This window comes from Roseburia sp. OF03-24 (assembly GCF_003463035.1).
GTDB lineage: Bacteria > Bacillota > Clostridia > Lachnospirales > Lachnospiraceae > Roseburia > Roseburia rectibacter.
On the sequence record NZ_QSCK01000013.1, the window covers coordinates 1 to 16274 of the forward strand.

Sequence of the window (16274 nt, forward strand, 5' to 3'; positions counted from 1 at the left end):
CCCCGGAACCACCCTACACGAGGAAACTCATGTCACCCGCAAACCAGTATTTGCCGATCTATTCATAGTATGTAGATATCCAAATTAGCGTACATAATGTACTCTGTTTTCCTCATAGCGGTCTTCCTGCGGTCGCTCCTCCGCCGGATAGCCACATGGAATCAGCGCAAACGGATTTAATCCGGAAGGTATACCAAGCACTTTTCTGACCGCCTCCATACGTCCTGCATTCGGTGAAATTCCCATCCATACAGCGCCAAGTCCCTGTGCATCTGCCTCTAACAACAGATTTTCAACTGCTGCACTTAAGTCAATGTTAAAATATTCTGGTGCGATTCCCTCCGACCGGAAGCATGGAACAAAGATAACCGGTGCCTCCGCTGCACATTTTGCATATGGTGATGCCTCTGAAAGTGCTTTTATGACATCCTGATTCGTTACCACATAAAACTCCCACGGCTGCTGATTGCATGCGGACGGTGCTGCCATCGCTGCCCTTAATAGTTTTTCGATCTTTTCCTGCTCTACATCCTTTGCCTGATATTTTCTCACACTGATTCTGTGAAATATGCTGTTCATTCTTATTTCTCCCATCCTTTAAAAATCATATCTGACCACTGCACAGTTTTCCACACCAAATGCAGCATACTCTTCATTTGTCATTTCATAAAAATAGGACTGCACCACCCGCGCAATTCCATTATGTGCCACGAGGATATAAGTCTTGTCGGAAGCAGTCACCTCATCTAACAGATTATAGATGCGCTGTGCCAGATGAAGCATCGACTCACCACCCGCGTAACGGTTTATAAACTGTTTTTTAGCCTCTTTAAATTCTTTTCCATCTCTCGGTGTAGATTCATATCTGCCAAAATTCTGCTCTTTCAGCCGCGCTTCCTCTCTTGCAGGAATCCCGGTAATTTCCGAAATGTGAAGTGCTGTATCTTTCGCCCTGATAAGCGGGGAATACAGGATTTCGTCTGCCATGATCCCCTGTTCTAAAATCTTTTTTCCTGTCTCGATCGCCTGTTTATGTCCAAGATCTGTGAGTGCAATATCCGTTGCTCCACAGATCTTATTTTCCACATTCCATATTGTCTGTCCATGGCGGACAAAATAAACCTGTCCCATTTTTATCTCCATTCTTGCGCTGTCCTCCAGCGCATCTTACGTTTGTGCGTAAGCACAAATCTTGTGTATGAAAATGTATTTTACACATTATATCCATGCATAGTCGCCGCCTGTCACAGCAAGTGAAAGAAGTGTATCCATCCGTTCAACCTCTTCGGCTCCTTTTACAACCTGGATCAATTTCGCACTTTCTGCTGCCACCGGCATTTCCTCATCCGGTCCGACCTCCATATCCGGTTCCTCCCCGCAATAAGGACATACAAGCTGTGGTCCTATCTGTAATGACAAAAACCTGTTTCCGCATTCTTTACATTCATAATATCCGCACATCTGCGTGCCATCCGGTACATAATACATTGTCTGATCCTCCATATCTGCCTACATCTCTTTCGTGGCTTTTTGTATTTCTTCCTCTGTAGCTTTCAAAAGTTTTCTTGCCTGTTCAACGGTTCCTCCGTTTTTAAGATAGTCTTTAATAATTCCAAGACGCCCCTCCGACTGTCCTTCTTTTCTCCCCTCTTTGATGCCTTCTTCCAATCCTTCTTCCCTTGCTTCTTCCTTCCAGACCTTTACAGCTTCATCCATATTAAATTCTGTTGCAAACATACCCACTACCTCCGATCCCAAATAAGTTAACTGATCTGTAAGAACTCCTTCTTTGATGCATTCCCGCACTGCGATATCTATCGCCTCTTTCAATTCACTTCCATTTTTACATAAGTGCTTAATTTTATCAACAAAATAACTGTATCCACTTAATAATTTTGTCTGCTGCAATAATTTAGAGTTCTTTCCGTAGTTAATATTATAGACTTTTACTTTCAGATCAATATTAACTTCCACGCCTTCCGGGAACGCATCTGACAAGTGCATTTCCCAGTATTCTTTCTGATTACGGTCTCCATTGTAAAATACCACAAACTCCGGTGCATCCAGTTCTATCCGGCGTTCTTTGTATACGGCATTTGTTGTCATCATCTGATTGTATGTCCTACCCAGATACATCAGAAAACGCAGCGGCATATTTTCATTCAGTGTAGACTGATGTTCCGTCAAAACAATCACACGTTTTTTTCTGACGCGAAATGCCAGATCATTTTTCATCTGTCTTGTAAATACATCTTCAATGGTACAGTCTTCTATCTCGCTTTCATCTGTCAGACAATCATCAAATAATGCATTATACAACTCCAGCATACCCGCTTTTTCTTTGAACAGATACCGGAAAAAAGTATCCTTATACTTTGTATTGGCATACGTTTTGTCTGCAGCGTTACCTGCAGACACCCCATTCATATTTTCACTCATATATTCTTCTCCTGATTGTACGCTAAAATAACCCCATTTACAAATTTAAAATCATGATTCAACATACACCTACCGAAAAATGTAAGTGCAGTTTAACATCATATTTTACATTTGGCAAACAAAAACGTCATTTTGTACAAAAATTTTAAAGTTAAAGTATACAGTGTGCACAAAAATGTGTCATTCAAACTATACAGTATACAAAAATGGGCGATAACACACACCGTTCTGTGTATTTCGCCCGTTACACTCCTTCTTCCGTTTATCCCCATAAATTACACAGGTAAATCAGAAATGTCGGAGACAAAACCCCCTCGTCCATTCCAAGCTGCATAATCTTCATAATTTCCTCATTTCCATGTAAAAACCTCCGAACCACAAATGCTATCATCGCATTTCTTGTTTCCAAATCCACATCATACTTTATAGAATATAAAATCAGCAAGTGGGATGATACCAGATTGCACAATACGCATGCAAGATAATTTTTCAGTAATTTTCTTTCCTTCTGCGGTGCAAAAGCAGTCCGCATCCAATTATAGACAAGCATGTTTTCCCACTGCTGTTCATCTTCCTGTGCCGTCCATTTTTCTCTGGCACGGTTCCATTCCTCAAACGTACATTCCCGGTTCAAATGCAATAACTGCCATATCTTATCACAAGTGCCAAATTTATCTGCAAACATTGTTCCAAGGATAATTTTTTCATAGGCATTCACTGTTCCACACAATGACTGAAACTGCTGCTCGCGGTTGACCTCCATATCCTTTATTCCCTCATACATTGCCTGATAAAATGACGGATTAAAAAAGTGCGTTATCTGCGCTTCTACCGCTTTAAAATCCTGCTGTCCTATCTGTGAACTCATTTTTTCTATCGTATAAGCCCCATAAAATTCACGAAACCATAGTGGCAGTTCTGTATTCCGTATAAAATCTGTAACTGCTTCCCTTACTGCAAGATTGATTTTCATTACATCATTATATATTGGAATATTTTCCATATTAAGATCAGGATCACGCTCTGATATAAAAGTTAACTTGTCCTTTACTTCAAACAATAACTGCACTGCTTTCGGGCAGCCGAGAAATATATATTTTTCATCCGTATCATATGAACGGACTGTTTCTCTTGGAAATACCACACAGGTACGACATAATTTTTCTGCTCCTTTATCCAATACAATTTTGCACAACTGGTCTTCATCCAGCATCGGGCACATACCATCCGTCTCCCGCAAATTTACTACACTGCCTTGCAGATTTTGATCATATTTTACACATTTTTTTGCAAATCTCCCAATCTCGCCGCCCATCATCCTGTAATCTTTTAATGTTTTCTCATCTATTACGATTGACCATCCCCCACAGCAGGTCAGTGGACACTCTGCTCCCATACAGGAAAACTCATCGTAAAACGTTGCCTTTAACAGGTTCATTTTTAACTCCTTTTCTACGAAAAATGCCCCGGAGCGTAACGCCCCAGGACATCTTTACATTGCATATAATAATTACCGTTTTGCTGAAATTACTGTAATAAGGAGAGTACACCCTGTGTAGACTGGTTCGCCTGTGCAAGCATAGACTGACCTGCCTGTGCAAGAATGTTGTTCTTGGAGTACTCAACCATCTCTTCTGCCATATCTGTATCACGGATACGGGACTCTGCAGTCTGGGTATTCTCTGCTGCTGTATCAAGGTTGCTGATGGTGTGCTCCAGACGGTTCTGGATCGCACCCATTCTACCACGCTGTGCAGATACTTTCTTGATTGCTGCATCAATGGTATCAGTTGCTTTCTGTGCGCCAGCCTGTGTGCTTAAATCAACTTTGTTGCCATCTACGCCAAGTGCTCTTGCACTCATGTCATCGATAGAGAAACTCATGGTCTGACCTTCATTTGCACCAATCTGCAAGGTAATGCCAGCACCAGAAGATACACTGTCATAACCAGCTTGCCCCCACATAGCATCTGTACTTCCAAGACCAGCTCCGGTGGTGCCAGCACCCATTGTAATATCAGTCACAGTTGATGCGCCACTGGTTGCAAATAAAGTATTTGGCTCATCTGGTGTATTTCCACTTAATTTAACATCAAAGTCGAATCCTGCCGTTTTAAGAACATCCTCTAAATCTTCTGCCGTATATTCTTTGCCTGCTGCAAGATGAATTGTATATTCACCTGCTGTTACCGCATTTGCTCCATCAATTTCAATTGCTGTATTTGTCTCTACTTCTTCTTTGCCTGCTGCCTTATCAAATTTGAGTTTAAATACAGTATCATTGAACTCTGCTCCATACTTATTTGCCGTAAATGAAATTGTATCTGCACCAACAAATCCAGTTACTGTTCCTGCATCAGATACTGCCTTCACACCACCGGCTGTTACAGTTCCGGCAGTTGTGTCTGCATCTGCATTAAAAATACCATTCTTTAAAGATACTTTCACTTCAGCCGGTGCACCCGTTGCAGAACTGTCTTCCTGTTTTGCATTTGCGATCAAGTCATCAATTTCGTCCTGTGTATATACCTTATTTTTCGAAAGATTTAAAGTTAATGTCTTTCCATCAGCAGCCCAGATAGCAGTCTCCTGACCTGCCTTTGTTGTTGTGGCAGCTGCTGTTGCTACTTTAATACCTTTCACGTTAGATGTTACAAGTGCACCGTCTAATGTTGCATCTACAACACCAAACTTCGGACCTGACCCGGTTGAAGATGTACTTCCACTCTGAGAACCATCCAGCAGCTTCATCGTGTTGAACTCTGTTGTCTCAGAAATTCTTGTCAGCTCTTCCTGTAACTGGGAAACCTCGTTCTGTACTGCCTCGCGGTCGTCATCTGTCTCTGTACCGTTGGCTGCCTGTACGGATAACTCTCTCATTCTCTGTAAGATAGAGTGGGATTCATTTAATGCGCCCTCAGCGGTCTGGATTAAAGAGATACCATCCTGTGCATTGTCAGATGCTTTATTTAAACCGCGGATCTGGCTTCTCATCTTCTCAGAAATAGAAAGTCCTGCTGCATCATCTGCTGCACGGTTGATCTTGTAACCAGAAGATAACTTCTCGGATGATTTTGCCTGCATTCCTGTTGTAACGCCTAAATTTCTGTTCGCATTCATTGCGGACATATTGTGCTGTACTACCATTGCCATAATATTTACCTCCGTGTGATAAAAAATGTGTCCTGCCGTTACCCGGCATCCGGGAATCCTTTCCCTTTTTTTCCGTGATATGCGGAAATATTTCTTGATTTTTAAGACATACGTCTTAAAAAGATTTATAATAAGCCCGACCCCTAGGTTAGCCTGACCTTATTACCAAGCATTACTTTGCATTGCTATGCCTTGCCTGTTACCTGCCCTCGCCCGCTCTGCTGTGGCGTTCCCTCATCAGAATTGCAGCAATCTCTTTCTGTGCCTGTTCCGAAATGCCCTGTTCCTTATAGTAGTGAGTGCGGTTGCTTTTTCTTTCTGCAGAACTACGCGCAATATTCATCTCTCTCGGCGCATCTACCAGAAGATGAATGTTATTTGCAGAACCGCCGGAAAAAACGACCCTGATGTTTTCACCGATGTCAATATAGTCACCGGGCTTTAACGTTAACTTGAGCATAAAATCTGTTTTCCTCCCTGATTATCTGTTTCTCCCTGAATGCAACATTCCATATAAAATGTTGCGTTTACAGGCTTGCGGTATTTTCCGCAGAAAGGAGTCATTATGGGTACAACACAACCGATCCGTGACAAGGACGAACTAAAAAATTTCATTGCATATTACGAGGCTGCACATCCGAATATCCGCAATTATACGATGATCATTCTTGGACTCTACACCGCATTGCGCATCAGTGATGTATTGAATTTAAAATGGAAAGATGTGTATTATTTTGAGAAAGACTGTTTCTTAGATCATCTTCTGATCCATGAACAGAAAACAGGAAAGGTCAATGAGATTGCCTTAAATTCACATGTTATCAAGGCACTGGACTGTTACCGGAAAACAAGAAAACCTGACGCAGAGGATTATATTTTTTCAAAACAGACTAATCCCACGCAGCCACTCTGCCGCTCCCAGGCATATCGTATTGTACGCAGAGCAGCGGACGAAACCTTATGTGAAACGCATATCAGCTGTCATTCGCTCCGTAAGACGTTCGGTTATCATGCATGGAAACAGGGAATTTCGCCGGTTCTTCTGATGGATCTGTATAATCATTCTTCGTTTTATATCACAAAGCGTTATCTGGGAATTTCTCAGGACGAGCGGGACAGTATTTTTCATACCATTAATTTCTGAACAGATTTAAAAAAATTTAGATTTTGGGGTTAAGTTTCTTTTTGTTATGCCGAAATAATAATTGTAAATAAAAAACGCAACATTTTATATGAAATGTTGCGTTTTTTATTTATTATGGCATAACTTTAAATTTATTATGTGTTATTGTTTGAATTATCAGACTTTGTTATAATTTTTTAAATAAAAAAGTGGATCAACTGGTCAAAGGAGTCATAGATCTTATGAAAGAAAATATTGCAACCATCCCTTTAATCAAAGCATTCAACGCCAAAGACGAATGCCCTTTCTGCAATTTAGAGCGCGAAGCCGAGCAGCATGCGGTCTCATTTATTTTAGGTTCCGCCTATATGGAGGATGATATCCGTGAAAAAACAGATGCAACCGGATTCTGCCGCCATCACTTTAAAATGATGTACGATTACGGCAATCGACTTGGAAATGCATTGATCTTAAGCACGCATTTGAAGAAACTGAATCAGGAACTCGCAAAAGAAATGTCCGATTTTGCCCCAGGCAAATCAAGTCTGTTAAAACGCATGAAACGCACAGACGCAACCGCAGAGCATGAACCGCAGACCGCGCTTGGCGCATGGATCTCCAAAAAGACGACGGACTGCTATGTCTGCGATCATTTCCGCAAAATCTATGGCAGATATCTGGATACCTTTTTCGACCTGTATCTGAAAAATGAAGAATTCCGCCAGCTTTTTGAAGAGGGCAAAGGATTTTGCCTGCCTCATTTCGGGGATCTGATCGAGACTGCGGAAAACAAATTGAACGATGCGCAGAAAAGGGAATTCTACCCGAAGGCATTTGCACTGATGCAGGAAAATATGGAACGCCTGCAAAAAGAAGTTGCATGGTTTGTAGAAAAAAATGACTACCGGAACAAAGATAAAGACTGGGGAAATTCCGCTGACAGCATTCAGCGAGGCATGCAGAAATGTGCCGGCGGCTATCCGGCAGATGAAGTGTTCCGGGCAAAGTTGTAAAATGAGGTCTTTTTGATTCATGGAACATAATTTCCAATAAATCAAAAAAAGCATAATGGTTCAGGTGAAAAACATTTCTCGTCTTCCCTGAATCATTATGCCTTTTTCCCTAGAACGGAAGTCCTCCAAGACCACCCATGCCGCCGGTGATTTTTGACATGGAATCCGAAGAGAACTCTTCTAACTGACGAAGTGCCTCATTGGTTGCCGCCATGATCAGATCCTCTAACATCTCGATGTCATCCGGATCAACTACTTCCTCGGATAATTTTACTTTTGTAATCTCTCTCTTACCGGAAACAGTAACTTCAACAGCTCCACCACCTGCTGCTGCTGTAATCTCTTTTTCTTCTAATTCTTTCTGTGCCTCTTCCATCTGACGCTGCATTTTCTGCGCCTGTTTCATAAGGTTGTTCATGTTGCCCGGCATACCGCCCGGGAAACCGCCTCTTTTTGCCATGTGAATCCTCCTTGTTTTGCGGAGCAAAATGCGACTGCCTATGCAGGAGCAGAGGATTTTACTCCTAAAAATCGTCTTCTTCTATTTCAAAATTAATCAACTGGCGCAAATCAGGGTATATTTCCCCGCTTGGCGTGCCAGTGTCATTTAATTTTACCAGAATCTCTACCTCTTTGCCAAGTCTTTCTGCAACTGCTGCCCGAAATTCATCCTGACAGTTGGAACGGTTCTCTTCTATATAAGTATACGCGTTGGCATCCTCAAATGCCAGTATCAGCGTACTGCCCTCTCCTAATGTCGGAACTGCTTTTTTGAGATAGGTTCTTGTAATTCCTGTCAGCTGTGATAAAATGCCGCTCCAGCTGCTCATGACCTGCTTAATATCTTCAGGGATTGCCTTGGGAAGTTCCTTTTTTTTTAACACTTCCGATGCGGCAGAAGAACCTGTTGTCCCCGCAGCCATCTCACCGGATGTCTGCGTCACTACAACGCCCTTCTCCAGCTTTTTTTCGAGACTGTCCACGCGGTCGATCAGTGAACCATAATCTTTTTCCATCTCTGGTTTACATAATTTAATCACTGCAATCTCGATCAGAATACGTTTCTGCACTGCATAACGGATCTGATTACTTAATTCCGAAAAAATACGGATGTAACGCATAAGAATATCCGTATCGACCATCTGCGCCTCTTCTTTTAACAGAGCAAGGTTTTCCGTTGAAATATCGAGCACATCCTCCATATCATCCGAGCTCTGCACAAGCATGAGATTCCTCAGATACCAGGTAAAGTCATTGACAAACTGCCCTAATTCCCTGCCCTCAATGACCATCTCATCGATCACACCGATCGCACCGGTCACATTTTTCTCTAAAATCTGGCGGAGCAGTCTGCTGAAAATCTCGGTATCAACCGCACCAAGTGTCTCAAGCACCTTGTCGTAAGTAAGATCCTGACCAAGATAAAAAGCAATACACTGATCTAACAGACTAAGCGCATCGCGCATGGAGCCGTCCGCTGCTTTTGCGATATAGCGGATCGCGCGCTCCTCCACTGTGACATGTTCTTTCTCCATCAGCTCCATCAGTCTCGCTGAAATCGTTTCGATGGAAATACGTCTGAAATCATATCTCTGGCACCGTGATAGAATCGTAATCGGAATCTTATGAGCCTCCGTCGTTGCAAGAATAAAGATCACATATGACGGCGGTTCTTCGAGTGTCTTTAACAGTGCATTAAACGCACCTATGGAAAGCATATGAACCTCATCGATGATGTAGACTTTGTATTTTCCTTCCGTCGGGCGGTATTCCACCTCCTCACGGATCTGACGGATATTATCCACACCGTTATTCGACGCCGCATCGATCTCTATCACATTCATGGAGTTGCCCGCTGCAATCGCCTTACAGGTCGGACACTCTCCACATGGGCTGCCGTCTACGGGATGCTCACAGTTAACCGCTTTTGCAAATATCTTTGCAATGGTGGTCTTACCGGTTCCCCTCGTTCCACAAAACAGATATGCATGCCCGATTCTGTCTGCTTTGATCTGATTTTTTAATGTTGTAACAATGTGTTCCTGTCCTTTGACGTCCTCAAACTCCTGCGGACGGAACTTTCGATATAATGCTGTATATGACATCTTAATCCCCGAAACTGATTCCGATCCGTTTTGCCTCTTTGATCATCTGGCAATCCGGATCTACTGTTTTTAATTTGCCTGCCACTTCACCTAATGGCACGCGCTTTGTCTTTCCATTGATCATGGCGATCATATTGCCGTAATCCTCATCCATAATAGCCTGTGCTGCTGCGGAACCAAGTCTGGTGCAGAGTACACGGTCATAAGGGCATGGACTTCCACCCCTTTGTGTATGTCCCGGAACAGTCACACGTACTTCCACTCCTGTTTCCTTAAAAATCTGGTCTGCAATCTCATAGGAAACGGACGGATATTTGCGTTTTGCCACTTTCTCTTTGTATTCTTTCTTGGATAATGCCGCGTCCTCCTTGGAAATTGCTCCCTCTGCAACTGCAAGGATAGTAAATCCTTTTCCTGCCTTGGTACGCTTATTGATCGCTGCAATCACTTTTTCAATATCATATGGGATCTCCGGCAGCAAAATGATATCTGCACCACCGGCAACCCCTGCATAAAGAGTCAGCCAGCCAACTTTATGTCCCATAACTTCCACGATAAATACACGGTTATGTGAAGCTGCTGTTGTGTGGATACAGTCGATCGCATCTGTTGCAATATTGATCGCACTCTGAAATCCGAATGTAACATCTGTTCCATAAATATCGTTATCAATAGTCTTCGGAAGATGAATCACGTTTAAACCTTCCTCGCGGAGCAGATTCGCTGTTTTCTCTGTCCCATTACCGCCTAAGATAACCAGACAGTCAAGTCTTAATTTATAATAGGTAGATTTCATAGCTTCTACTTTATCTAATCCATTTGCATCCGGAACGCGCATCTGTTTAAACGGCTGTCTCGAAGATCCGAGGATCGTTCCTCCTTTGGTAAGGATTCCTGAGAAATCCGCTGATGTCAGTAATCTGTAATCTCCGTAGATCAATCCTTTATAACCATTTAAGAAACCGTAAATCTCCAGCTCATCTACGTTTTCACTCAATCCTTTTACCACACCACGCATTGCTGCATTTAATGCCTGGCAATCCCCACCGCTTGTCAACATACCGATTCTCTTCATCTGCGTTTCCTCCTGTATACCCATATTTGCATTGCACAATTTTTACATGTGCAGACTCTGTGTCTTTCGCTCTATTTAAAATATTACCCTTTTCACAGATATTTTGCAATATTTCTGGCAAAATCAAATATCTAAAAATATATTTTTTGACTATACTAAAATTAAATTGTATTATGGATGTATAAGAATCTGCCGAAAAGGAGGTACACGCCATGCCATTATCAAAAGAAAACACTTTTACAACCAAATATATCTATTCCCTTCCAGAAGGGAAACGCGCAGAGCTGATCGATGGTGTTATTTATGATATGCCACCTCCAAACAGACTGCATCAGGAACTTGTGATGAATTTATCAGCAGAAATTCGTGATTATATCAAAAAAAATAATGGTTCCTGCAAAGTCTATCCGGCACCATTTGCCGTTTTTCTGAATCAGGACGATAAAACTTACGTTGAACCGGATATCAGCGTTATTTGTGACAAATCAAAACTTGACGACCGTGGGTGTAACGGTGCACCGGACTGGATCATTGAGATTGCATCTTCCAGCACAAAGCGCCTCGATTTTGGAATAAAATTATTCAAATACCGTTCTGCCGGAGTCCGTGAATACTGGATTGTAAATCCGCTCACCAAAACAGTAAACGTGTTTGATTTGGAAAAAGAGGAATTAAGTGACCAGTACAATTTTGACGATGATATACAGGTATGTATTTATGATGATCTGACAATTAATATTACAGAGTTGCTGAAATAAGAAAGCATTCTGCTTAAAGCAAAATAGCCGGAAAGCCTTGATTTTACTGCAAAATCTCGACTTTCCGGCTGTTTTATTTCATCGGGGTAACAGGATTTGAACCTGCGACCTCACGGCCCCCAGCCGTGCGCGCTACCAAACTACGCCATACCCCGCAAATAACGATCCTATATTAATATATGAAGCCGTCAGAGATTCAGTATACCATATTTACATGTTTTTTTAAAGTTTGAAATGAATTTTGTATTTTTTTTATTGTTTTTACGCTTTTTTTATTTTCTGGTAGAAAAAAAATTCAGATTGTGTTAAGATTTAACCTTGCAAAAAGACTATCTATTGACATTTTTTTGCAATCAACAAATAATGATATGAATTTATATATCATAGAATTTGGAGGCTGATTTTATGAAAAAGTTACTTGCTCTTTGTGGAAGCATCGCAACTATGCTGCTTTTCACACCGCTAACGATTCTCGCAGCAGAATCCGGCGAAAGCAGTACTGCAACCGTTCCGGTATGGCTTTGTATCCCATTTGCCGGTCTGTTACTCTGTATCGCAGTACTTCCGCTTGTAAAACCGGAATGGTGGGAGAAAAACCAGCCGCTTGCCGTAGCTGCTTGGTCCCTGTTATTTATTATTCCATTTGCAGTGACCTATAGTGCCGGCGATGCGGTCGAAACAGTACTTGAGTGTATTTTAAACGATTACCTGACTTTTATCGTCCTGTTATTTGGTCTGTTCTGTGTTGCCGGTAACATCACTTTAGAAGGCGATCTCGCAGGTTCCCCGCGTGTCAACGTAATCTTCCTTGCAATCGGTACCTTACTTTCCAGCTGTATCGGTACAACGGGTGCCAGTATGTTAATGGTACGTCCGATGATCAAGATGAACTCCTGGCGTCAGCACAAGAGTCACATTATGGTATTCTTCATTTTCCTGATCTCGAATATGGGAGGATGCTTAACCCCAATCGGTGATCCGCCACTTTTAATGGGATTTATGCGTGGTGTTCCGTTCTTCTGGAGCATGCATCTGTTCCTGACTTTAATCTTTAATATGGTAATTTTACTGACTGTATTTTATCTCTTAGACCGTCACAATTACCGCAAAGATATCGCAAACGGCAGAAAACCGGATATCAGCAAAGCCGGTACTACTTTAAAAATCGATGGTCTGCACAACATCATCTTCCTGGTTATGATCGTTGCTGCCGTTATTTTAAGCGGAACACTTCCAAACCTTGCCGCATTTCAGGATGCAGCCGGAAATGTACGTGGTATCCGTATATTCCGTGAAGTAACTCTTGGTTTTCCTTCTATTATTGAGGTTGCCATCATCCTGCTTGCCGCTTTACTTTCCTTTAAAACAACAGACCCGCAGATCCGTACCAGCAACCACTTTACCTGGGGTGCGATCAAAGAAGTTGCCGTTCTCTTCATCGGTATTTTTATTACCATGCAGCCGGCGCTGATGCTTCTTAAATCCATGGGACCGGAGCTTGGTCTTTCCAAACCATTTGAAATGTTCTGGGCAACCGGTGCACTTTCCAGTTTCCTTGATAACACACCGACCTATCTGGTATTCCTGACAACCGCAGGTACACTTGGTTTTACGCAGGGCATTGCAACTACAGTCGGAACAATTCCGGTCAAGATGCTCACTGCGATCTCCTGTGGTGCCGTATTTATGGGTGCAAACACTTATATCGGAAATGCACCAAACTTTATGGTAAAATCCATCTCTGACGAGAACGGTGTGCGCATGCCATCGTTCTTCGGATACTTATTATGGTCAATCGTATTTTTAGTTCCGGTGTTTATCATTGACACTCTGGTATTCTTTTTATAAAGGGGGGATTTCACAATGGAAAATAATATCGAAACATCACGGGCACTTGCTACCCGCATTTATGATCTCGACAGTGAAGTTTACCGTCTGATAGGTTCTTCCCTTGGACGCACTTTTACCGGCGACAAAGAAACAAGCATTCGTAACCTGACAACCCTGATCTCCACACACCCGCAGGGACACCTGCTCCGCAGTGAGATTGCTTTAATCGGTAATATGGCACGTACGATCCGCAATAAAGAAGACCGCAGCCGTATGATGCATGAATACAATGAAATTTTACATCAGATTGCAGAACTGCCGGAAAGTTTTGGTTCGGTTGATATCCTTGACCAGAATCTTGCTTCCTTAAATACATCCAACCTGCACCAGAAATTTTCCAAAGACGATCATCTGATCATCTGTATCGGAAGAACACACGGAAGTGCCGGTACTGATATCGGTTTTGCACTTGCAGATGCATTAAAGATCAACTACTATGATGTTGAGATTTTCAACCGCGTATTAGAGCGTTTAGAGGCAGAAAAAGATTCCGTTACAGACCGCGACAGTTTTACAGCCAAACTTGATAAAGTAGCTAAACACGATACCAACGCCAAGCGTTTCTTAAAAGATTTCAGCCGTTATCACGGTCTGCCAAAAAAAGATGCAGTATTTTTCAATCAGAGTGATCTGATCGTGGAAATGGCAAAAAAAGAAGACTTTATCGTAATGGGACGCTGTGCAGATGTGATTCTGACAAACAACCGCATCCCACACATCAGTATCTTCATCACCGCTCCGTTTGAACAGCGTGTGCACCGTATGATGGAGGTAAACAATCTTCCACTCAGGGAAGCCGTTCGCCGTTTGAAAAAGATTGATAAAGGACATGAGCAGTACTATCATTTTTATACCGGACGTAAATGGGGCGATGCCGTAAACTATGATCTTTGTATCAACAGTGCATGCTACGGTATCGAAGAATCCGTAGAACTGATTGAGCGTATGATCGACAGACATCCTGAAAAATAATACCTAAAAACAAGAGACATATTGCAAAAACCAATTAAGGTAACTGCGATATGTCTCTTTTTTATATTTTATGTATATTTTCCTTTTATTTTACATATAATTTATAATTGTGCAACAAATTTACTGTTTTCCACTATTATACACTCTTATCCACATTATCCACAGAGTTATCCACTTATTATCTAAATTTTCATTTTTATTTTATATATTGTCGCACAATTTTTATTTGCCTGTATATCTAGGTTTTTCAATCTATAACTTCTCATACAACACGTTTATTGAGCCATTTTCCCCGCTTATACCGTATTACAAACAGGAGTGAACGGAACACCCAGTCCACATACATTCCGATCCATACACCAAGAACTCCCATTTTTAACGTACCCGCAAAGAAATAACTGCTTGCAACTCGGAATACCCACATGGAAAATACGCTGACCTCCATGGTATATTTTGCATCTCCCGCAGCACGCAGGACATTCGGCAATGCAAAACTTAATGGCCAGATCAGCATGGCACAAATGGAAAATGTCCGCAGAAGCTGCACTGTAATCGTAAATGCCTCCCCGGAAAGAGAAAAACAGCCAACCAATGGCCGAACCAGGATCAATAACGTAATGTCCGTCAGACACATGCCGCCATATGCAAGTCCCAGCAGTTTTTTACTGTACCGTTTTGCCTGTTCTTTTTCCCCTGCACCGATACATCGTCCGATTACTGTGACCATTGCAAGCCCGATGGCAATTCCCGGAATATTTGCAAAGCCTGCGATGCTGTTTGCTACGGCATTTGCTGCGATCGCAGCCGTTCCAAATGTTGCAGTCAGGCTTGATACTAAAAGTTTGCCGATCTGAAACATTCCATTTTCAATACCACTTGGAATACCGATCTTAAGAATTTTCCCGATCACGTCTTTCTTTGGACGCATACATCCCGGTGTCGTGATGCAGAGCGGATTATCTTTTTTCGACAACAACACTACCATAACAAGTGCAGATACCATTCGTGCGATCAGTGTCGCAAGCGCCGCACCTGTCACACCGATTCCAAACCCATAGATCAAAATCGCATTGCCTCCGATATTGATCACGTTCATAACAAGGCTTGTATACATGCTGATCTTACTATTCCCTATGCTTCGAAACAGTGCTGCTCCTGCATTATACACGCCGAGGAACGGATAAGATATCGCAGAGATCAGAAAATAAATCTGAGCTGCGTCCATAACATCTGCTTCGATCTGTCCGAAAATTGCACGCAATAAAAAACGGTGCAGAAACAGTACCAGTATCATCACAGTACCAGATGATGTGAGCATGATAAACATCAACTGACCCGCCGAAAGTTTTGCTTTCTCCGGCATTTTTTTACCGAGATACTGGCTGCACACAACAGCTCCACCGGTCGCAAGCGCCGACAATATCTGGATCAACAGCACACTGATACTGTCTACAAGCGATACGCCCGAAACCGCAGCTTCCCCGCAGGATGACACCATTAAAGTATCAAACAGACCAATGCTGAGTGCCAGCATCTGTTCAATGATCAGTGGTATGATCAGTTTTTTTAAATCTTCTCTTGTAAAAAGCGGCTGCTCCATATTTCTCCTCATTTCCTGCATATAAAAATCTTATTTTAAAATTTATCCCCATGCAAAACGTGGCACAGCTTACGCCATGCCACGTTACTCTCTCGTCATACTGACATTTTATTTAAAATATACTGTTATGCACTGGATTGATTCAT

Annotated in this window: 16 protein-coding genes and 1 tRNA gene; 5 read left to right on the forward strand and 12 right to left on the reverse strand. The window is 42.2% G+C overall.

Annotated elements, in window-relative coordinates; translation table 11 throughout:
• Positions 1–84: 84 nt before the first annotated feature.
• The 7 genes from DXA60_RS08140 to DXA60_RS08170 all read right to left on the reverse strand — a co-directional run bounded on the left by DXA60_RS08140 (position 85) and on the right by DXA60_RS08170 (position 6052).
• The gene (locus DXA60_RS08140; protein WP_117920789.1) at positions 85–579 is read right to left on the reverse strand and encodes a nitroreductase family protein; all 495 of its coding nucleotides are present in this window, start codon (positions 577–579) and stop codon (positions 85–87) included.
• Positions 580–597: 18 nt separating this feature from the next.
• Positions 598–1131 carry a histidine phosphatase family protein gene (locus DXA60_RS08145; RefSeq protein ID WP_186899861.1) on the reverse strand — a complete coding sequence of 178 codons (534 nt, stop codon included), beginning with the start codon at positions 1129–1131 and terminating at the stop codon, positions 598–600.
• A gap of 87 nt (positions 1132–1218) precedes the next feature.
• On the reverse strand, positions 1219–1488 hold the full coding sequence (locus DXA60_RS08150) for a hypothetical protein (protein ID WP_117920791.1): 270 nt from the start codon (positions 1486–1488) through the stop codon (positions 1219–1221).
• A 21-nt stretch (positions 1489–1509) separates the two neighbouring features.
• Positions 1510–2439 (reverse strand): Rpn family recombination-promoting nuclease/putative transposase, encoded by a 930-nt coding sequence (locus tag DXA60_RS08155; RefSeq protein ID WP_117920792.1) that lies wholly within the window; start codon positions 2437–2439, stop codon positions 1510–1512.
• A 262-nt stretch (positions 2440–2701) separates the two neighbouring features.
• Positions 2702–3877: a flagellin lysine-N-methylase gene (gene fliB / locus DXA60_RS08160; RefSeq protein ID WP_117920793.1), complete on the reverse strand. Its 1176-nt coding sequence runs from the start codon at positions 3875–3877 to the stop codon at positions 2702–2704.
• An 89-nt stretch (positions 3878–3966) separates the two neighbouring features.
• Positions 3967–5592 carry a flagellin N-terminal helical domain-containing protein gene (locus DXA60_RS19455; protein WP_117920794.1) on the reverse strand — a complete coding sequence of 542 codons (1626 nt, stop codon included), beginning with the start codon at positions 5590–5592 and terminating at the stop codon, positions 3967–3969.
• A 199-nt stretch (positions 5593–5791) separates the two neighbouring features.
• Positions 5792–6052: a carbon storage regulator gene (locus DXA60_RS08170; RefSeq protein ID WP_117920795.1), complete on the reverse strand. Its 261-nt coding sequence runs from the start codon at positions 6050–6052 to the stop codon at positions 5792–5794.
• A 105-nt stretch (positions 6053–6157) separates the two neighbouring features.
• Here DXA60_RS08170 and DXA60_RS08175 point away from each other — a divergent pair, with 105 nt between their 5' ends.
• Together DXA60_RS08175 and DXA60_RS08180 are read left to right on the forward strand one after the other, a co-directional pair.
• Positions 6158–6736 (forward strand): tyrosine-type recombinase/integrase, encoded by a 579-nt coding sequence (locus tag DXA60_RS08175; RefSeq protein WP_117920796.1) that lies wholly within the window; start codon positions 6158–6160, stop codon positions 6734–6736.
• Positions 6737–6957: 221 nt separating this feature from the next.
• On the forward strand, positions 6958–7728 hold the full coding sequence (locus tag DXA60_RS08180; protein WP_117920797.1) for a DUF6062 family protein: 771 nt from the start codon (positions 6958–6960) through the stop codon (positions 7726–7728).
• Positions 7729–7837: 109 nt separating this feature from the next.
• Here the strand turns inward: DXA60_RS08180 and DXA60_RS08185 are convergent, their stop codons facing one another.
• From DXA60_RS08185 to DXA60_RS08195, 3 genes are all read right to left on the reverse strand, one after another.
• Positions 7838–8188, reverse strand: coding sequence for a YbaB/EbfC family nucleoid-associated protein (locus tag DXA60_RS08185; protein ID WP_006858706.1), 351 nt, complete (start codon positions 8186–8188; stop codon positions 7838–7840).
• Between the two features lie 64 nt (positions 8189–8252).
• A complete protein-coding gene (gene dnaX / locus DXA60_RS08190) occupies positions 8253–9833 on the reverse strand; it encodes a DNA polymerase III subunit gamma/tau (RefSeq protein ID WP_117920798.1) in 1581 nt (526 codons plus the stop codon).
• 1 nt (position 9834) lies between these two features.
• Positions 9835–10908 carry a 6-phosphofructokinase gene (locus DXA60_RS08195; protein ID WP_117920799.1) on the reverse strand — a complete coding sequence of 358 codons (1074 nt, stop codon included), beginning with the start codon at positions 10906–10908 and terminating at the stop codon, positions 9835–9837.
• A gap of 212 nt (positions 10909–11120) precedes the next feature.
• On the opposite strand from DXA60_RS08195, the gene DXA60_RS08200 reads away from it, so the two are divergent.
• On the forward strand, positions 11121–11666 hold the full coding sequence (locus DXA60_RS08200; protein WP_117920800.1) for a Uma2 family endonuclease: 546 nt from the start codon (positions 11121–11123) through the stop codon (positions 11664–11666).
• 81 nt (positions 11667–11747) lie between these two features.
• On the opposite strand, the gene DXA60_RS08205 is transcribed toward DXA60_RS08200, so the two are convergent.
• Positions 11748–11821: transfer RNA gene (locus tag DXA60_RS08205), tRNA-Pro, on the reverse strand.
• A gap of 250 nt (positions 11822–12071) precedes the next feature.
• Between DXA60_RS08205 and DXA60_RS08210 the strand changes: the two genes are divergently transcribed.
• Both DXA60_RS08210 and DXA60_RS08215 read left to right on the forward strand, forming a co-directional pair.
• Positions 12072–13514 carry a sodium:proton antiporter gene (locus tag DXA60_RS08210; protein ID WP_117920801.1) on the forward strand — a complete coding sequence of 481 codons (1443 nt, stop codon included), beginning with the start codon at positions 12072–12074 and terminating at the stop codon, positions 13512–13514.
• Positions 13515–13529: 15 nt separating this feature from the next.
• A complete protein-coding gene (locus DXA60_RS08215) occupies positions 13530–14528 on the forward strand; it encodes a cytidylate kinase-like family protein (RefSeq protein WP_117920802.1) in 999 nt (332 codons plus the stop codon).
• A gap of 262 nt (positions 14529–14790) precedes the next feature.
• On the opposite strand, the gene DXA60_RS08220 is transcribed toward DXA60_RS08215, so the two are convergent.
• A complete protein-coding gene (locus tag DXA60_RS08220) occupies positions 14791–16128 on the reverse strand; it encodes an MATE family efflux transporter (protein WP_186899824.1) in 1338 nt (445 codons plus the stop codon).
• Positions 16129–16274 lie beyond the last annotated feature (146 nt).